The organism is Nitrospira sp. (assembly GCA_029194665.1).
Taxonomy (GTDB): Bacteria; Nitrospirota; Nitrospiria; order Nitrospirales; family Nitrospiraceae; genus Nitrospira_D.
In genome coordinates this window covers 573,380-592,039 of record JARFXO010000001.1, presented here as the reverse complement: position 1 = coordinate 592,039, position 18,660 = coordinate 573,380, and the positions used below count along the sequence as shown (strand labels likewise).

General features: G+C 55.8%; 20 protein-coding genes and 2 tRNA genes. 16 read left to right on the top strand and 6 right to left on the bottom strand.

The annotated features are described in order from the left end of the window. Positions 1-42 precede the first annotated feature (42 nt). Both P0119_02795 and P0119_02790 read left to right on the top strand, forming a co-directional pair. Positions 43-249 carry a DNA gyrase inhibitor YacG gene (locus P0119_02795; protein ID MDF0664983.1) on the top strand — a complete coding sequence of 69 codons (207 nt, stop codon included), beginning with the start codon at positions 43-45 and terminating at the stop codon, positions 247-249. A gap of 199 nt (positions 250-448) precedes the next feature. Further along, a complete protein-coding gene (locus P0119_02790) occupies positions 449-1,492 on the top strand; it encodes an NAD(P)-dependent alcohol dehydrogenase (protein MDF0664982.1) in 1,044 nt (347 codons plus the stop codon). 147 nt (positions 1,493-1,639) lie between these two features. Here the strand turns inward: P0119_02790 and P0119_02785 are convergent. The 3 genes from P0119_02785 to gltX all read right to left on the bottom strand — a co-directional run bounded on the left by P0119_02785 (position 1,640) and on the right by gltX (position 3,318). After that, a tRNA-Gln gene (locus P0119_02785) sits at positions 1,640-1,713 on the bottom strand. 46 nt (positions 1,714-1,759) lie between these two features. Continuing rightward, positions 1,760-1,833: transfer RNA gene (locus tag P0119_02780), tRNA-Gln, on the bottom strand. Positions 1,834-1,902: 69 nt separating this feature from the next. Beyond that, entirely contained in the window at positions 1,903-3,318 is a 1,416-nt protein-coding gene (gltX, locus tag P0119_02775; GenBank protein MDF0664981.1) for a glutamate--tRNA ligase, read from the bottom strand. A gap of 104 nt (positions 3,319-3,422) precedes the next feature. Here gltX and P0119_02770 point away from each other — a divergent pair, with 104 nt between their 5' ends. After that, complete coding sequence (locus P0119_02770; protein MDF0664980.1) at positions 3,423-4,148, top strand: FAD-dependent oxidoreductase; 726 nt, start codon at positions 3,423-3,425, stop codon at positions 4,146-4,148. An 84-nt stretch (positions 4,149-4,232) separates the two neighbouring features. Here P0119_02770 and P0119_02765 read toward each other — a convergent pair whose 3' ends face one another. Next, complete coding sequence (locus tag P0119_02765) at positions 4,233-4,649, bottom strand: 2Fe-2S iron-sulfur cluster-binding protein (GenBank protein MDF0664979.1); 417 nt, start codon at positions 4,647-4,649, stop codon at positions 4,233-4,235. 134 nt (positions 4,650-4,783) lie between these two features. Here P0119_02765 and P0119_02760 point away from each other — a divergent pair, with 134 nt between their 5' ends. The 7 genes from P0119_02760 to iscX all read left to right on the top strand — a co-directional run bounded on the left by P0119_02760 (position 4,784) and on the right by iscX (position 10,138). After that, positions 4,784-5,257, top strand: a complete 474-nt coding sequence (locus tag P0119_02760) for an Rrf2 family transcriptional regulator (GenBank protein MDF0664978.1) — start codon at positions 4,784-4,786, stop codon at positions 5,255-5,257. After that, entirely contained in the window at positions 5,254-6,471 is a 1,218-nt protein-coding gene (locus P0119_02755) for an IscS subfamily cysteine desulfurase (protein MDF0664977.1), read from the top strand. Before P0119_02760 ends, P0119_02755 begins: the two co-directional genes overlap by 4 nt. 31 nt (positions 6,472-6,502) lie before the next feature. Beyond that, complete coding sequence (iscU, locus tag P0119_02750; protein MDF0664976.1) at positions 6,503-6,901, top strand: Fe-S cluster assembly scaffold IscU; 399 nt, start codon at positions 6,503-6,505, stop codon at positions 6,899-6,901. 22 nt (positions 6,902-6,923) lie between these two features. Continuing rightward, a complete protein-coding gene (locus P0119_02745) occupies positions 6,924-7,280 on the top strand; it encodes an iron-sulfur cluster assembly accessory protein (protein ID MDF0664975.1) in 357 nt (118 codons plus the stop codon). 177 nt (positions 7,281-7,457) lie between these two features. Beyond that, on the top strand, positions 7,458-8,063 hold the full coding sequence (gene hscB, locus P0119_02740) for a Fe-S protein assembly co-chaperone HscB (protein MDF0664974.1): 606 nt from the start codon (positions 7,458-7,460) through the stop codon (positions 8,061-8,063). A 25-nt stretch (positions 8,064-8,088) separates the two neighbouring features. Then, positions 8,089-9,909 (top strand): molecular chaperone DnaK, encoded by a 1,821-nt coding sequence (gene dnaK, locus P0119_02735; GenBank protein MDF0664973.1) that lies wholly within the window; start codon positions 8,089-8,091, stop codon positions 9,907-9,909. 16 nt (positions 9,910-9,925) lie between these two features. Then, positions 9,926-10,138, top strand: a complete 213-nt coding sequence (gene iscX, locus P0119_02730) for a Fe-S cluster assembly protein IscX (protein MDF0664972.1) — start codon at positions 9,926-9,928, stop codon at positions 10,136-10,138. On the opposite strand, the gene P0119_02725 is transcribed toward iscX, so the two are convergent. Then, the gene (locus tag P0119_02725; GenBank protein ID MDF0664971.1) at positions 10,139-12,550 is read right to left on the bottom strand and encodes a PBP1A family penicillin-binding protein; all 2,412 of its coding nucleotides are present in this window, start codon (positions 12,548-12,550) and stop codon (positions 10,139-10,141) included. Positions 12,551-12,839: 289 nt separating this feature from the next. Between P0119_02725 and P0119_02720 the strand changes: the two genes are divergently transcribed. After that, positions 12,840-13,847 (top strand): MASE1 domain-containing protein, encoded by a 1,008-nt coding sequence (locus tag P0119_02720; protein ID MDF0664970.1) that lies wholly within the window; start codon positions 12,840-12,842, stop codon positions 13,845-13,847. An 18-nt stretch (positions 13,848-13,865) separates the two neighbouring features. Here the strand turns inward: P0119_02720 and P0119_02715 are convergent, their stop codons facing one another. Then, positions 13,866-14,009 carry a hypothetical protein gene (locus P0119_02715; protein MDF0664969.1) on the bottom strand — a complete coding sequence of 48 codons (144 nt, stop codon included), beginning with the start codon at positions 14,007-14,009 and terminating at the stop codon, positions 13,866-13,868. A 149-nt stretch (positions 14,010-14,158) separates the two neighbouring features. Here P0119_02715 and typA point away from each other — a divergent pair, with 149 nt between their 5' ends. The 5 genes from typA (at position 14,159) to P0119_02690 (ending at position 18,645) form a co-directional block, all read left to right on the top strand. Then, positions 14,159-16,015 carry a translational GTPase TypA gene (typA, locus tag P0119_02710; protein ID MDF0664968.1) on the top strand — a complete coding sequence of 619 codons (1,857 nt, stop codon included), beginning with the start codon at positions 14,159-14,161 and terminating at the stop codon, positions 16,013-16,015. A gap of 19 nt (positions 16,016-16,034) precedes the next feature. Continuing rightward, the gene (locus P0119_02705) at positions 16,035-16,787 is read left to right on the top strand and encodes a hypothetical protein (GenBank protein ID MDF0664967.1); all 753 of its coding nucleotides are present in this window, start codon (positions 16,035-16,037) and stop codon (positions 16,785-16,787) included. 351 nt (positions 16,788-17,138) lie between these two features. Continuing rightward, the gene (locus P0119_02700; GenBank protein MDF0664966.1) at positions 17,139-17,609 is read left to right on the top strand and encodes a peroxiredoxin; all 471 of its coding nucleotides are present in this window, start codon (positions 17,139-17,141) and stop codon (positions 17,607-17,609) included. Positions 17,610-17,731: 122 nt separating this feature from the next. Beyond that, complete coding sequence (locus P0119_02695) at positions 17,732-18,061, top strand: thioredoxin family protein (GenBank protein ID MDF0664965.1); 330 nt, start codon at positions 17,732-17,734, stop codon at positions 18,059-18,061. A 101-nt stretch (positions 18,062-18,162) separates the two neighbouring features. After that, complete coding sequence (locus tag P0119_02690) at positions 18,163-18,645, top strand: hypothetical protein (protein ID MDF0664964.1); 483 nt, start codon at positions 18,163-18,165, stop codon at positions 18,643-18,645. Positions 18,646-18,660: the final 15 nt, after the last annotated feature.

Here is an 18,660-nt window from a genome sequence, read left to right as displayed (position 1 = left end):
TCGCGACTGTACTTCATTCGGTTCCGACGCTACACTAGCTCTATGGTCTGTCCCCCCTGCCGCCAATCCACAACTTGGGAAGCAAACCCCTGGCGTCCATTCTGTTCTGAACGTTGTCAGCTTATGGATTTGGGAACATGGGCCGCGGAACAATACCGTATTCCCGGTCCGCCGCTCACAACTGATAGGGTCATCCCTGAGTCCGTCACTCAAGCCCGGCATCAGGGCCACGACCAAACCAAGGGGTGAAGAACGGTTCGAGGACCGAGCCACTACTGCCTGGAGCGACAAAGTCATGTTCCACCTCACAGAGCCCAAACTCACCGGCTTCATGCAATAATCGATCATGTTGATAACAGAGTCTGCTTCCTTCACTATCACTATTGGCAAGGTGGAGTGAACCTGCTAAGGGGATATTTCTTGCTCACCTCGCGGAGGAGGATATTCTATGCTCGCGACGAAAGGCTATGCGGCGATGGCCGCCAAAGAGAGATTGCAGCCGTTTTCCTTCGAGCGACGCGAAGTCGGTCCGCAGGACGTCTTGATCACGATCTCGCATTGCGGCATCTGCCACTCGGATATCCATCAGGCCCGTAACGAGTGGGGCATCTCCTTGTTCCCGATGGTACCGGGACACGAGATCGTCGGAACGGTCGCGCAGGTCGGCACGTCCGTGATCGCTTTCAAGGTGGGTGATCGAGCCGGTGTCGGCTGTTTTGTGGATTCATGCCGGACCTGTACGGCATGCCGCGAGGGCTTGGAACAGTATTGCGAGGGAGGCACTCTCTGGACCTATAGTGGAGAGGATAGGGCAGGCCGACTCACTCAAGGCGGCTACTCGACCCAGATCGTGGTGGACGAGAAATATGTGCTTCGAATTCCCTCGACGCTCTCGCCGGCAGGAGCGGCCCCCCTGCTCTGTGCAGGAATTACGACCTACTCTCCGCTGCGTCAATGGGGCGTCGGTCGTTATCATAAACTCGCCGTCGTCGGGCTAGGGGGCCTCGGCCACATGGCGGTGAAGATCGCCAAGTCGATGGGAACCGAGGTTACGGTGTTAAGCACATCGGATAACAAACGGGAAGACGCGAAGCGGTTGGGAGCTGCGAACTTTGCGGTAACATCAAACCCTCAGACCTTCACCAAGCTCCAAGGGTACTTCCACTATATCCTCGACACGGTTTCCGCACCACACGATTACAATGCCTATTTGAACCTCCTCAAGACAGACGGCACCATGATTCTCGTGGGCGCACCAGAAGCGCCGACTCTCGTTCAGGCGTTCTCTCTCATTTTCAAGCGACGGCGTCTCGCCGGCTCTCTCATCGGCGGGATCAAAGAAACCCAGAAAATGCTCGACTTCTGCGCGCAGCATCAGATTGAGTCGGACATCGAACTGATCCCCATCCAGCAGGTCAACGAAGCCTACGAACGGGTACTCCGAGGCGATGTGAAGTTTCGATTCGTGATCGACCTCGGTACGTTGACCTAACCCCCATGCAGCGCCGGCGCTGTCAACTGGTGGCGTGAATCGCCATGCGCGGCGATGTGAAATTTCGATTCGTGATCGATATGGCGTCGCGCTAGCAACCATCTGTAGAGAACGCGGCAGTTACCACCGGCAGGCTCGAAATGAAAATGGCTGGGGGACTAGGAATCGAACCTAGGTAGCCGGCTCCAAAGGCCGGCGTCCTACCGCTAGACGATCCCCCAGCGCGGTATCGAAGCAAATCGTGGAAGTGTCATGAGAGAGAAATTTTGGCTGGGGGACTAGGAATCGAACCTAGGTAGTCAGATCCAGAGACTGACGTCCTACCGCTAGACGATCCCCCAACCGAGGTTCACAGTAATATATCAATCGCAATTCCGTCAAGATCGACGCGGGTTTGGCCGGAAAGCCCTTCATCCAGCGGAGGCTCGTTCGAGCCCTTTTCGGAGGCGAAACAGGGTGCGGTCACGGCCCAGCACTTCCATCACCTCAAAGAGTCCCGGGCTTGCGGTTCGCCCGGTCAGCGCCACACGAACAGGCTGGGCTAACGCACCCATCTTGACACCCTCTCCCTCGACAAGCTTCTTGAAGCTCTCCTCCCAAGTCTGTTTAGAAAAACTGGGAACCGCCTCGAAGCGCGTGAGAAGCTTCTGCAGCAACGGAGCGACCGTGGGGGTGAGAAATTTCTTGGCTGCCTCCACTTCAAGTTGGACCTCCTGCCCGAAATACGGCTTCACCCACTCCACCATTTCGACCAAGGTCTTGGCTCGCTCCTTCACCAAGACGACCAGTTGTGCAAGCCATTCATCCGAGACAGCCTCGATCTCCTTCTCTAACCCCACTTGTTCCAATAAGGGCACAAGAGCTTCCGCAACCTGATGCGGGGGACTGGTTTTAATGTATTCAGCATTCATCCAGTGCAGTTTATCCGGATTGAAGACTGCGGCGGACTTCTGTACATGATCCCACGAGAACTTTTCGATCAACTCCTGCCGGGTAAAGAGTTCCTGATCTCCGTGAGACCAGCCAAGTCGAACCAGATAATTGACCATGGCGTCTGGCAGAAAACCCATGTCTTTATAGGCCATGATCGAGGTGGCGCCATGGCGCTTGGAGAGGCGCGTCTTGTCGGCACCTAAAATCATCGGCAGGTGTCCGAAGCGCGGGACGGGGAAGCCCAGCGCCACAAAGATGGGGATCTGCCTTGGGGTGTTGGTCAAATGATCATCCCCCCGCACAACGTGAGTGATGCCCATCAAGGCGTCATCGACCACGACTGAGAAATTGTAGGTCGGATATCCGTTTGATCTGAGAATGATCAGGTCATCCAGTACGGTGTTGTCGAAGACGACTTTTCCCTTGATCAAGTCATCGATGACTATCTGACCCTCTTGTGGAGCCTTGAATCGAAGGGCGGCATCCTTGAGCGGATCGACGATTCTAAGATTACGGCAGCGGCCGTCATAGCGGGGCGACAGCCCTTTAGCTTCCGCTTCTTTTCGTCGAGCCTCCAACTCTTCGGCCTTACACACACACCAGTAGGCATGCCCAGCCTCAAACAACTTCATCGCATGACTGCGATAGAGATCCATCCGTTCTGTCTGGCGGAACGGTCCTTCATCCCAATCGAGTCCGACCCACTTCATTCCATCGATAATGGCCTGAATCGATTCATCCGTCGAGCGACTTTGATCGGTATCCTCGATACGCAGGATAAACACACCGCGTTGCTGCCGAGCAAAGAGCCAATTGAACAGCGCCGTGCGCACTCCTCCGATGTGGAGAAATCCTGTCGGACTGGGGGCGAACCTGACGCGAACCTCACTCATGATGGGCGGTCCCTTTTCCCCACACAACAGACCACACATCTATACCATGCAGTGAAAATCCTTGTACATCGCCTTGCTGCTTCCATCTTCTGACGGCTTCTGCTATGACGAAGCCGGAAGGTGAGGATGGCCGAACTTTCGCAGCCTGCCACGGTACTGCGATCACGGATCTCACACCCCACGTCCGCCAGATCGTGGTTAAGCCCAAGACCAGCAAGATTTCCTTTCAACCGGGACAATGGGTGTCCCTCAAATTGCCGGTCGGACCAAAGCCACCGCTCAACCGCGCCTACTCCATGGCCGATCCTTCGTCGCCATCTGGCTATTTAACACTGGTATTTGATCGCGTAGCAGGTGGACTGGGTTCCAATTATCTCTATGGGTTGAGGGCAGGAGATGAAGTACCCATATCAGGCCCTTACGGAAAATTCATCCTACCTCAACTCCTCGATCGAAAACTGTTACTGATCGCTCGCTACACGGGTCTTGTTCCGATACGCTGTCTGCTGAAACAAATATTTTCCGTCAAACTCCAAACTCCGGTCTTATTGATTGCCCTGGCACCACACGAAGACGAGATCTTGTTCCATCAGGAATGGCTCACCATGGCCATGCAGCATCCCTCTTTCCACTATGTTCCGCTGGTCGCCCAGAACGGAGAGTCGGAGGCAGTGGAAAAAACAGTGGCCATGCTCACGCCGCTGGTGAAAGGAGAGTCAAGAGTCGTTCCCATGATTTGTGGCACCAAAGCCTTCGTCCATCCCCTCCGTGCATATTTCACGGAGGGAGGTTACAACCGAAAGGAGATGACGATAGAGACGTACGACTGAACTGAGTTATTCGCGAACCGTTAATCGCGGGATTCTTCTCTTGCGTTTAACCAATAACGATTAACGCTACAACGAACGGACGAATTAGTGTCCCTCCCGCACAAGATTCTTATTCACGGCTGGAATTTCGACAACGATATCCTTGGTTCCGTTCGGTACACATTGACACCCGAGCCGAGACTGTAATGTCGTCATGGGAGCTTCGTCCAGCTGATCATACTCATCATCCGTACCTTCATTGCAGGTTTCCAACCCCTGCTTCACAATGACGTGACAAGTCGAACAGGCGCAAACTCCACCACAGACATGCTCCAAATCCACTCCGTGACCCATCGCGATATCCAAAATGCTTCCCGGAAGCCCTGTTTCAGCGTAGGGAATCTTTTCTGGATCGACTGCGACTGTGGTCGAACTCCCATTTGGTTGGATAAACGTCACGGCATAGGTGGTTTTTGGAAGCTCATAATCGGCCTTTTCGATATACGGGTTGGTCCCTCCCATGTGCCCATTCCTTTCTGAGACAGCGCTGACCTCTGACTGTGTATTGACATCAGAGAAACCTGCGTGCTACTCTCTATCCGACCATCATGATCGGGGATCATTATAATCTCCGATCTAATAGATCGGCAATAGCAATGTTAAAGATTTCAAAAAAGGCTGATTACGCGCTCATGGCGCTGCAGCACATTGCTTCGGTTCAGTTCGGGGATGTGACTCCTGGCCGCGTAGTGAATACGAAGGAGATCGCTGAGGAATACAACATTCCCTTGGAATTACTGGCGAAAGTCCTTCAGGTTCTCTCAAAGAACGGCCTCATCGAAAGCCACAATGGTCCCAAAGGTGGGTATCTCCTGGCCCGAAGCGCCAGCCAGATCACGATTGCCCAAATAATCGAAAGTATCGAAGGCCCTCTCGGCATCACCGACTGCTCGCACGAAAAAGAGGGGGAATTCTGCATGCAACGCGAACACTGCAACATCCGCACGCCCCTACTGAAAATCCAAGACAGCATCTACCAATTATTGAACAACATGACGCTGGGTGACATGATGGGCGGCACCCCCCTTATTACTATTCAGTCCCCCTCGGTACAAGGAGTAGAACGATGAAGCTTCCCATTTTTCTCGATAACCATTCCACCACTCCCATGGACCCGCGAGTTCTGGAGGCCATGCTGCCCTATTTCGTGGAAAAGTTCGGTAACGCCGCCAGTCGTAATCATGCCTTCGGTTGGGCCGCGGAAGAAGCCGTGGAACAAGCCCGCAAACAGATTGCGAAGCTTATCAAGGCCGACTCAAAAGAAATCGTCTTCACCAGCGGCGCCACCGAATCGGACAACCTGGCGTTGAAGGGCGTGTTGGAGATGTACAAGGAGAAGGGCACTCACATCATCACGTCGTCCACGGAACATCGCGCCGTGCTCGACACGGCCAAGTCCCTTGAAGCCAAAGGGCTGGCGACTGTGACCTATTTGCCGGTCGACAAGCACGGCATGGTGAATCCACAGGACGTGCAAAATGCCATCACCGACAAGACCATCCTGATCTCGATCATGCTGGCCAACAATGAAATCGGCACGATCAATCCCATCCAGGAGATCGGCAAGATTGCAAAAGCAAGAGGGGTGCTCTTCCATTGTGATGCCACCCAGGGTGTCGGGAAAATACCGGTCGATGTCCAAGCCATGGGCATTGATCTGATGTCGTTCTCAGCTCACAAGCTTTACGGTCCTAAGGGAGTCGGTGCGCTCTACGTCAGGAAGCGGAACCCCCGCGTACGCATCGCGGCCCAGATGGACGGAGGAGGCCATGAGCGCGGCATGCGATCCGGCACCTTAGCAGTTCCGCTGATTGTGGGATTCGGGAAAGCCTGTGACATCTGCGAGCAGGAGATGGCGACAGAAGCAGCGCGGCTGACGAAAATGCGTGACCGCCTTCAGGCCGACATTATGGCGGCGCTTGAGGAAAGCTACCTCAACGGCCATCCGACAAACCGTTTGCCGGGCAATCTCAATATTTCGTTCGCCTATGTCGAGGGGGAATCGCTGCTCATGGGCATGAAGGACATCGCGCTTTCGTCCGGATCGGCCTGCACGTCGGCCACCCTGGAACCCTCATATGTGCTGCGCGCACTCGGCGTCGGGACGGAGCTTGCTCACTCCTCAATCCGCTTCGGCCTGGGCCGATTCAACAGCGATGAAGAGATTGATTATACGATTAAGAAGGTTATTGAGGTGGTTACCAAGTTGCGCGAAATGTCCCCGCTTTATGAAATGGCGAAAGAGGGCGTGGACCTGAAATCCGTTCAGTGGGCGGCACACTAACTGAGATACAACGTATATTTCGGAGGACACCATGGCATACAGCGATAAGGTCGTCGATCATTTCAACAACCCTCGTAACATGGGAAGTTTTAAGAAGAACGAAGAAGGGGTCGGTACCGGGATGGTGGGGGCTCCGGAGTGCGGCGACGTGATGAAGCTGCAGATTAAGGTACAAAACGATACGATCGTCGATGCCAAGTTCAAAACTTTCGGTTGCGGCTCGGCGATCGCCAGCTCCAGTCTGGCCACCGAATGGCTCAAGGGGAAAACGATCGATGAAGCCCAGAAGATCAAGAACACGGACATTGTGCAGGAATTGAATCTTCCACCGGTGAAAATTCATTGTTCGGTCCTCGCTGAAGACGCCATTAAAGCTGCATTGGCCGACTATCAGAAGAAGGCCGACGAGCAGCCGGCTGACACCAAGTAACCGTCACGAAGGGAGCGCCACAATGGATACAACGAATGTCGGGGCTCAGGCTCCGATCATCTCACTCACCGACGCAGCCATGAAAGAGGTCAAGCGGCTGATTAATGTCCAAGGGATCGAGGAGGGCGGACTCCGCCTCGGGGTGAAGGGAGGCGGCTGCTCGGGCCTCAGCTATACGGTCAACTTCGATGACAAGATCGGACAGTACGATCAAGTCTATGAGCTCGATGGTGTCAAGGTGATCGTGGATGCCAAGAGCGCCATCTATCTCCAGGGCACTCAATTGGATTATCAAAAAGACCTCATGGGCGGGAACTTCAAGTTCCTCAACCCGAACGCCAACAAGACCTGCGGCTGCGGAGAATCGTTCTCGGCCTGATTCGATACGGGCAGGAAAAACCGACCGGGCATGGTACGCACGCCATGCCCGTTTTTGCTCATGGATAACAATCACCCATTAACTCATTCAGATCGTCGTCGCCAGCTGCAGATGGCTCGGAGTATGTGCTGGCATTGCCAGTCAGAGGTGACCGGTGAATACTTCTGTGAACGTTGCGTGAAAGTCCAACCGGTTTCAAAAGAGACAGACTATTTTACCTGTCTGGGGTTTCCACGGCGCCTCACGCTCGACCCGAAGAAATTGGAGGCCAAATTCTACGAACTGAGTCGGACATTCCATCCGGATTTTTATCAGGCCAAGAGCACGGACGAACAAGCAATCAGCCTCGGCAATGCCGCTGTCCTCAATACTGCCTATCGCACGCTCCGTGACCCCATTCAACGAGCGGAATACCTATTGGCTCTAGAAACCGGCTCAGTCAAAGACATTAGAACCTCCCCACCCGCCGATCTCTTTGAAGAAATTTTGGAACTACAAGATACCTTGGAGGAGTACCGAGCAACGGATCGTGGTTCGGATCAGGGCCACCGGCTCCGTGCCGCGCTCCAGACTGAACAGGAGGCATTGGAGAGACGCAAAGAAGAGATGGAATCTCAACTTCGCCGGTTGTTTGTCGATTGGGACAAGCTACAAGACGCCGGAGAAGTGACGAACTCGGCGAGGACGGAACGGGACAGAATCCTGAAGCAGATGCGCGATCTCCTGTCGCATCGGACATATATCAACAATATCGTCACCGACCTAGCGTCAACAATCGACTGAGAAGCTCTTTTTCAACACCCGTGATATGGCAAGAATAGTCGGCATCGACCTCGGCACAACCAATTCGCTGGTTGCGTACATGCATGACGGACAGCCCTGCATCATCCCGGACCGTCATGGTCGGACGATGGTGCCTTCGGTCGTGGCCTTAACGGACAATGGTTTGATCGTGGGAGACCCGGCGAAGGAGCACTTAACCAGAAATCCAGAGCGCACAGTCTATTCCGTGAAGCGGTTCATGGGCAAAGGGTTGGCCGATGTCCAAGACGAGCTGTCATACTTTCCATACAGTCTCACTGAAACAGGCGGTGTCATCCGGATCAGGCTCGGCCAGAAAAGCTATTCGCCGCCCCAGATCTCCGCCATGATCCTCAAAGAATTGAAGCTGCGGGCGGAGGCGTACCTCGGCGAAAGCATCACGAAGGCCGTCATTACTGTTCCAGCCTACTTTAACGACAGCCAGCGACAGGCCACCAAAGACGCCGGTCTCATTGCCGGGTTGGAAGTCTTGAGGATCATCAATGAGCCGACCGCCGCCTCTTTGGCCTACGGACTTCAGAAAAACACGCAAGGCACGATCGCCGTGTATGATTTCGGAGGCGGCACGCTCGATATATCGATCCTGAAATTGAAGGACGGTATCTTTGAGGTGCTCGCAACCAACGGAGATACTCACCTGGGGGGAGACGATGTCGATCGCGTATTAGTTGATCTCTTTATTGCGGAAATTCGAGAGCGAGAAGGAATCGACATAAGCGGCTACCCCGATCACATGCAGGCCGTCCGGCTGGAAGCTGAGCGGGCCAAGATACGCCTGACAGATGAGTTGAGGACCGATATAGCGATTGAGCTCCCGGAGGACAAAGGATGCTTCACCAGAGAGCTGACGCGTGATCAGCTCGAACCCCTGGCGGCGAGTGTGATTGAGCGTACGTTAGCTCCCTGTCGTATGGCAATAAAAGACGCCGGGCTCACCCCGAAAGACATCGATGAAGTGGTCTTGGTGGGCGGGTCTACTCGCATGCCGTTGGTTCGGCAGCGCGTGGAAGCCCTGTTCGGAAAACCTCCACATTGCCACTTGAATCCGGACGAAGTCGTCGCACTGGGCGCGGCTGTGCAAGCCGATATTCTCAGCGGCGGGACAACAGACATGTTGTTGCTGGATGTGACGCCCCTGTCTCTCGGCATCGAAACGATGGGCGGCGTCATGAGCAGCCTGATCCGCCGGAACACGACCATTCCGGCGAGCGCCAAGGAAATGTTCACGACCTATGTGGACGGTCAGACCGGAGTGGACATTCATATCCTGCAAGGTGAGCGCGAACTCGTCAAAGACAACCGGAGCTTGGCACGATTCCGTCTTAAAGTACCGCCCCTCCCAGCCGGCGTACCGCGCATCGAGGTGACGTTTTTGATCGATGCCAACGGAATCTTGAATGTCACGGCGGCGGACATGCGGACGGGCCAAAGCCAGTCGATCGAGGTCAAACCCTCCTATGGATTGTCCGACATGGAAGTGGAGAGGATGATCGAGGACTCGTTTAAGTTTGCGGCAGAGGACATCGGCGCTCGCAAGCTGATCGAAGCTCGATTAGATGCCGAATCCTTATTCAAGACCACCGATAAATCATTGGCGGAAGCAGGACATCTGGTGGCGCGTGAGGAAACCGATGCGATCCGCGCCGCATTGTCGCAGTTGTCCACCGCAAAGGACGGGACGGATCCCCGTGCCATCCGTGCGCGCATGGTTGAACTCGAACAGGCCGCAAAGCATTTGAACACCGTGATGCTCGACGATTCTCTTAAGAAAGGTCTGCAGGGGAAAAAAGTGTCTGAGGTGTCGTGACCGTGGGGGGACGATGATGGACCTGAAGTGGCAAGATGCCGAAGAGATCGCCATCCGGCTGGTAGAAGAACACCCTGAGGCGGATCCCCTCACGGTACGCTTTACCGACATGCATGCCTGGGTCGTTGCGCTGTCGGAATTTCGGGACGATCCCAAGAAGTCGAACGAGAAGATTCTGGAGACGATTCAGATGGCTTGGCACGAGGAATATCAAGATTCGAAGTCATAGTCACGGCGGTTGCAAGTTGTCGTCTCCGATCGGTTGACCTTCTGGGATCTGATCAAGCTTATAGAAATCCGTTGGATCCAACCGACGCTGCGCCGCCTGAGTCGGCTCACTCCCCTTCGCAAAGAGTTCAACCGTTCCCTTCTGCTCTTCTCCTTCTTGCTCTGACTCCAGGAGTCCGGTCGCGGCATCGACTTTCACAAAAGTCACCCCGTCAGGAATCTCGAACGGGACAACGGGAAGCTGCTTAAGCGCCTCTTTCATGAAAGCGTTCCAGATCGGTAAGGCTGAACGGGCTCCGGTTTCGCTCTCTCCCAGTGAGCGGCGATCGTCGAAACCGACATAGACACCGGCGACCAGATTCGGTGTGCCACCGATAAACCAAGCATTGATGTAGTCGTTCGTCGTGCCGGTTTTCCCGGCGATCGGACGTCCCAGAATCTTTGCCGACTGCCCGGTTCCCCTCTGCACGACATCCTCCATCATGTTGGTGATCAAATAAGCGGTTTCTTTGGAGATGACTTCATGAGGCTCAGGCTCGGTCACTTCAATCGTCTTCCCCTGGTTATCCTTGACCGATTGGACCGCAAAGGGTTCCGCTCGATTCCCCTGGTTCAAAAACACACCGTACACCGACGTCAACTCCATCAAGCCCACCGACGATGTGCCGAGTCCCAGGGATAGATCGGCGGGAAGCGGACTCGTGACCCCGACGGTGCGCGAGAGCTCGATCACGTTTTTCACGCCGACCTTGTCCAACAGCCGAACCGTCGCAAGATTGTGTGACTGAGCCAACGCATCTCTGAGGCTCACCATGCCGTGAAACCTCCGACCGTAGTTCTCCGGCTTCCAAATCTTGTCCTCTTCTTCCTGCTCGTAGACGACCGGGGCATCGAGGATCTGTGTGGCGGGGCTCAATCCTTGACTCATCGCAGTCGCATAAATGAGAGGTTTGAACGCGGACCCCGGCTGGCGATGAGCCTGCACCGCCCGGTTGTATTCACTGCGGGAGAAATCATAGCCGCCCACCATCGCCCGAATCGCACCCCCTTTGGGATCGATCGCAATCAGTCCTCCTTCGACGATCGGCGTCTGCTCCAGTGTGAGTTGCACTCCATCCTTGGTGAGTCGTTTCACGCCGATTTCGATGACATCCCCGGGCTTCAGGAGTTGCTTGAGATTCGGGTTCACGACGAAATCCACTGCGGGATCCGGCCCCTTGAGAATCCGCTTGGCCCACGCCATGTCGTCAAACGTCAGTTTCGCGGTAAATGCGCCGACTTGAACCACATAGTGATCCTTCGCAACCTTCAAGACGACCCCTTCACCCAGATAACCGGGTTTGAGCAGCTGATCCGTCTGGGTCAGGCCCGATGGCTGGAAAGTCGCCAAATCGACGGATCGTCGAGGCCCTCGCCACCCTTCCCGTTTGTCGAGCTCGCGAGCCCCGTTCAAGAGCGCTGCCTCCGCCGCTTTTTGCATCTCCAAATTCAAGGTCGTGTAAATTTGGAGACCGCCTTTGTACACCATCGATTCCCCGTACTTCGCCACGAGCAGTTGACGGACGTATTCAACGAAATACGGCGCAAGGTGTTCGCTTCCCGGTCGATGGAAATTCAGCTTTTCACGAGCAGCCGTCTCCCGTTCCGCCGCTTTGATAAACCCAACTTCCTCCATTCTGGCGAGAACATGCTCTTGGCGCTTCTTCGCCAAATCATAGGCGGTAAAAGGAGAAAACCGGCTCGGCGACTTCGGCAGACCGCCTAAGAATGCGGATTCGGCAAGAGTCAGAGATCTGACGTCTTTTCCGAAATAGGAATGAGCCGCGGAGCCGACGCCATAGGCTCCCTGCCCGAAATAGATCTGGTTTAAGTAGGTTTCAAGGATCTGTTCCTTACCGGAGACCACCTCCATTTTGTACGCGAGAACAAGCTCACGAATCTTCCGTTCGTAGGACCGCTCGGACGAGAGAAAGAGCGAACGAGCCAACTGTTGCGTGATCGTGCTGGCGCCTTCGACCTTCTTCCCTCCATGGCGAATGTTCGTCCAAGCCGCCCGGAGCATCCCGATAAAGTCCAATCCCGGATGCTCGAAAAACCGCGCGTCCTCCGTCGCAATGACGGCCTGTGTCAGTGTTTTTGGAATTTCAGGGAGCGGAGTCAGGATGCGGCGCTCGATATAGAACTGGCCGATGGGTTGACGATCATCCGAATAGACGGTGGTGACCAAACTCGGTTGATAGTTTTGGAGTAGGTCGAGCGATGGAAGATCTTGGGAAAAGTGCCAGATGATTCCTGCGACCATCGTGACTCCTACGATGGTGGCGGCCACCAGACCAATCAAGGCGATCTGCCACCGACGCAGGCGACGAGGCGGCCTTGTCTGAATTTCAAAGAACGGGTCATCGCGTGGCATGAAGACTCACTCCTGGGAAGTCTGATCTGCGAGGCTGGAAAACCTTACAATGCGTCCTTACAAAACTCAAGCTTCCGCCGCCAACGTCGCCTAAGTGATCGCCGTGGAACCTCAAACCCAAAGAGACATAACCACAACGGGTCGGTCAGTTTAGCAATTTCCTTTTGCTTCTGCCTCTTCATGAGATAAAGAAAGAGAATCCCGCCCAGCCACGAGCCATGCCTGCCTGATCCGCGCTTTGCGGTTAGAGGCTGGGCTTCCGGCCTTAGCGTCGGCGAAGAAAGGAACTTTGACGGAGAGACGCTCTACTTCGAGCTGGCTGCGGTGGCTGGCCCTGGTGCTGGCCCTTGCCGCCTTGTACGTCGCCACGGCCAGGCTGGAGCCGATGCTGACCTTGCCGCCGGAGAACAAGGCGCCGGCGCTATGGCCTCCGGCTGGCATCGCCCTTGCCGCTTTGCTGTTGTACGGACAGCAGGTCTGGCCAGGCGTCTGGCTGGGGGCGTTTCTGGCGAATTTTTTTGACGGCTTTACCACGACCAACCTGTTCCCCCTGTCGGCCCACCTGTTCGTGTCAGCAGGCATCGCCGGCGGCTCCACTCTCCAGGCTTTGGCGGGGAACTTTCTCGTGCGGCGCTGGACCGGCTCAGTTCGTCCCTTCCAGCAAGCGGTCCATGCTTTCACGTTCGCAGGCGTGGCGATGTTCGTGTGTCTCATCGCCGCCACCTTCGGGGTCGCCAGCCTATATGTGGCGGGGTTCGCACCGGCCAAAACCATCACCTTCATCTGGTGGACATGGTGGCTAGGCGATATGATGGGCGTTCTCACGGTGGGATCGTTTATTCTGACCTGGAGTCGCCGGCCTTCAGTCGATTGGCACCCACTCCGACTGGCAGAGGCCACACTGCTGCTTCTGTTGTTGTCGACGCTGGCGTGCGTCATCTTCGGCATCCTCTCGCCCATTCCCGGCCTCCTCACTCCGCTGACCTATCTGATCATTCCACTTCTGTTGTGGGCCACCTTCCGCTTTGGCCTGCACGGAGCGGCGACGGCCCTCGTTCCGGTGAGCGCCCTCGCTGTCGTCGGCACAGCTCAGGGCACCGGTCCGTTCGCCCAGCCGACCGTCGAGTCGTCCCTGCTGCTCCTGCAAGTCTTCATGGGCGTCCTCAGCATCATCATGCTGGTGATGGCAGCTGTCCTCACCGAGCGCGAAGAGGCGGAGGACAAGGTGCGTCAGTGGGAATCCGTATTCGATCACACCACCTCACGCAGTTCCTCGGTGCCAAGTTCAACGTCCTGATCCCGTTCATCCTGGCAGTCACGACAGCGGCATGGCACGGCTGGCTTTGGTGCGGCCCTTTCGCCGGCCAACATGGTCGTCGGTCTCTACGTCGTGACGCACAGGGAGGATGACCGGTGTATCGCTGCGAGCGGTCGTGACATTCGGCACATGTTGGATCATCTTCACCGCCTGTTCGATTTTTGTCTCTTGAGGTTATTCTCCGCATTCGTTTATATTCACTTGTTTGAGAGAATAGAGTTCAGCTATAGTGGTAACGACGCCTCGCTCTCAGGGCGTCTTTTTTTTGTCATCAGGAACATATCGTCATTATGACCACAGTACGCGCCCCCCATGACCGTCGCAGTGATATTCGGAATATCGCCATTATCGCCCACGTCGATCACGGCAAAACAACCTTGGTCGATGCGGTGCTCCGTCAAACTCACGTCCATCGCAAGATCGACGATATGGGCGAACGCATCATGGACTCGATGGACCAGGAACGGGAGCGTGGGATTACGATCCGGGCTAAAAACGCCAGCGTCATCTACAACGGGGTGAAAATCAACATTGTCGATACTCCGGGCCATGCCGATTTCGGGGGTGAAGTGGAACGCACGCTCCGGATGGTGGACGGCGTATTGATTTTGGTCGATGCGAAAGAGGGCCCCATGCCGCAAACGACCTTCGTGTTGCGGAAAGCCTTGGCGCTTGGGCACAAAGCCATCGTCGTCATCAACAAGATCGACCGGCCGGACGCCGTCATCGACGACGTCGTCAACCGCACCTTCGACCTGTTCGTCCATCTGGGAGCCACCGACGAACAACTCGACTTTCCGATCGTCTACACGTCGGCGATCAAGGGGATCGCCACGCTCGATGTCAACAAGCCGGGTACCGACATCAGACCATTACTCGACACCGTGCTGGAGAAGATCCCAGCTCCAGCCATTACCGTCGAGGCCCCGCTCCAAATTCTTGTGCTGGCCCTTGTGCAAGATCCCTACAAAGGCAAGATGGGGATCGGCAAGATCCAGTCCGGTTCAATCGCCCGGCGGCAGAATGTCATGGTCCTCGGCAAGAACGGCGCGCAGATTCCCGGAAAAGTGTCCGACCTCGCGGTCTATTCGGGCCTTGAACGAGCCGACACCGAACAGGCAGCCGCCGGAGAGATCGTCGCAGTGGCGGGGCTTGATGAGGTGAGCATCGGCGATACCATCGCCGACGCCGAGCGTCCGGTCGCCCTCCCGCGCGTCTCGATCGACGAGCCGACGGTTCAGATGACCTTCTCGGTGAATAACAGTCCCTTCGCCGGACGTGAAGGCAAGTTTCTGACGTCACGCCATTTGCGTGAGCGCTTGTTCAAGGAGCTGGAAACCAATGTGTCGCTCCGCGTCAATGAGACGGACAGCGCCGACCGCTTCCTTGTGGCGGGGCGAGGCGAACTCCATCTCGCCGTGTTGATCGAACAGATGCGACGGGAAGGGTACGAGCTTCAAGTCTCGCAACCAGAAGTCATTCTCCATCGTGAAGGCGGCGCCGTCATGGAGCCGTACGAAGAGTTGACCATCCAGGTGCCGGAAAACTATCAAGGCACGGTCATCGAAGAGATCGGCAAACGTCGCGGCGAGATGCGACACATGCGGCTCATCCACTCTGATGTCGGCACCAGTGAGATGCATTTGGAGTACCACATTCCGACCAGAGGCATCATGGGGCTGAAGAACGCGCTCCTGGCGAAGACCCGCGGGACCGTCATTATGCACCATGTGTTCTCGGCTTACGAAGCCGCGGAGGAGCGGGACCTGATCGTGGCACCACATGGCTCGCTGGTCGCCTTTGAAGACGGTGTCAGTACGGGTTATGCCATCTTCATGACACAGGAACGTGGTGCCATGTTCATCGGCCCCGGCGTCGACGTCTACCGAGGGATGGTCGTGGGCCAGAACAGCCGAGACGAGGACCTGGATGTGAACGTGTGCAAGGAGAAGCACCTCACCAACATGCGGGCCTCTGGTTCCGACGAAGCCTTGGTGCTCACCCCTCCGCGCGAAATGACGCTGGAATTCGCTTTGGAGTACATCGGAGCCGACGAGTTGGTCGAGATCACCCCCCAGAACCTTCGTCTGCGGAAGCGGCTGCTGAATCCAGAAGACCGCCGCAAGGCGCGGAAAGCCGGTAAATAATTCCGAACAACTCTCGGTTATGAGAATCAGGAAAAAGTCACCAAAACCATCGGCAAAACGGCCTCCGCTCTATTTCATCGGCTATCGTGGCACTGCCCCGACCACCGAGGAGCTGAGGCTCCTCTATGAGCAGGAGTATGGCGCTCCATTAGCCATTCGACATGAGGAAGGCTCGGCAGAATCCTGGCAGGCGACGCAAGGCCCTTGGTCGGCTCACGTGGTGATGCCGCTCCCGATGAGCCATGCTGCCGACGTGATGAAGCAGTTGTCTTGGGAACATGATCTCATGGGCGCCGTCGCACCGTCCATCGCCTCGCCTCGCGACATGCCCGATACCGTCCTACTCGCTGCGCGCCTGGCTCGTTGCCTGACTCTGTTGTCACAGGGCACGGCCTATGACGTCATTACTCAAGCGTACGTCAATCCCTCGGACTGGCAGCCTCGTACGCTCATGAGCTTTCTTCTGGATGACCATGTGTCCATCGTCCATGACGACACCTCTCGGCCGGACCTGGTGTGGTCCTACTCACTCGGACTCAGCAAGTTCGGCTTAGACGAGGTCGAAGTGTTTATGGCGAAAGGACTTTCCGACAGCGCAGCGAAGGAAGTGCTGATTGAGTCGGCCGGCGAATTGCTGCGTGTGGGACATTCTCCAAAAGTCGGATCAGCGCTCGACCTTCCTCAGCTTCGTCGCACGATTCGCATCAGGAATTATCGGACCGCCGCACCAGCCGGTCGAATGTTGGGATTTCGAGAGCTTCAAGCCTCGTAAGTCCGTCGGTCACTCAACATGTTATCGAGTTCCCGTTTGACGTCTAGTCGCTCGCGGGTTGTTCAAAAGGTTCGTTCAGCAAGGCCGCAGCGAGCGAAGCGGCGAGGCGTATCTTTTTCACCCACCCCGCCCCGAACTGCTGTGGCAGCTCTTGCCCGGTGGTACGTTGAGCCTCTGAGCGATGCGAGAACGTCGCTGGCGGACTTTTTCAACGGTCCGATAGGCCTATCGGACCGTTGACATCCGTTTAAACCACAGGTTACAAAGTTTATTGTTCATGGTGGGGTCCCTTCCAATTCGAGACCTCAGTACAGCAATCACCCATACAGATCTACTAGAAGGAGGTTTGCGATGAGCGATGTAGCACCGGAAATCAAAGTGGGCGATACAGCCCCGGACTTCAATCTCAAGGATCAAGACCAGAAGGACGTAAAGTTGAGCGACTACAAGGGCCAGAAAAACGTCGTGCTCTGCTTTTACCCGCTGGATTGGAGCCCTGTGTGCCAGGGCGAAAACAAGTGCTTGAGCGATGACTTTCCCAAGTTCCAGTCAGCCAATGCCGAGCTGTTCGGCGTCAGCTGCGACAGCTTCTTTTCCCACAAGGCCTGGGCGGACTCCATGGACCTCAAGCACCGCCTGTTGTCCGACGTCCATCGGACGACGGCCAAGGCGTATGGCCTCTATTTTGAACCGCTAAATTGTTCCAAACGTGCGACCGTGATCGTCGATAAGAACGGCAAGGTCGCCTACGCGAAGGTCCAGGAAATCAAGACGGCGCGAGAAGACAAGGACATTCTTGCTGCGCTTTCGAAGCTAAACTAACGATTCAGGACTGAGGACTGGGTGGCTCTGAAGCTCAGTCCTCAGCCCGCTTCGCCCGCTCAGCCTGCGTCGACGAGTCCGCGAGGCGCTGCGAGGCGAGCACTCAAACCCTAGCACTGCTTATGAGCACCGTTCTAGACGTCAGCGACGCCAACTACAAAGAATTCACCGACAGCGCCGGTGCAATTGTCACTTACGGCCTTGCCACCTGTGAGCCCTGCAAGGCTTACGATCCTATACTTGAAGCGACCGCTGCGAAATTCCCCGAGATCAAAATCGGCAAGGCCAAGATGCATGTGCCGGGCCGCTGTCGTGAGATCAAGAAGACTCACACGTTTGAAACATACCCCACGACTCATTTCTTCGCCCATGGTAAATTACTGCTCACGCGCGAAGGAGTCGTCGAGCCGGCCGAACTCGCAGCACTCATTTTGGACCACCTGCTCACGTAACGTCCATGCACCGTGAGTAGTTGAATTGAAAGATACCTATCTGCCGCGCCCGGATCACCGGAAGCGGTACATGGTCGGCGAGTGTAGGAGGCAACCTGAGGATGAACAACACGATCGTAGCCCTCGTATTCGGTATGACCCTGGCCTTTTCATTCACGGCTCAGGCCCACACCGACGAATTTTTCGATGCCGTTGAAGCTCCGCACGGCGGGCAACTGCGCATGACCGGCCCGTTTCATATAGAACTCGTCGCCAAGGCTGGAGACTTGATCGTATACGTCACCGATCACGCGGACAATGCCATCAGCGTGGACGGTGGATTAGCCAAGGCAAATATCGAGAATGGGGCAACAAGGACGCAGGTGAACTTGTTTCCGGTAGGGAGCAATATCCTCAGGGGCTCCGGCACTTTTTCGCTGACCCCGAGTACGGTGGTCGTCGTTTTCTTGAAGCTACCGAAGCAAGACGGCTATGCCGCCCGCTTCATGCCGTTGAAACCGAAGGGTGAACAGGGAGAAAAAGCCCCACCCCACGCGGATGATGCCGGTCCTCACCACCACCATCACCACCCACCGAAGTATTGATTGGGAGAACCGATC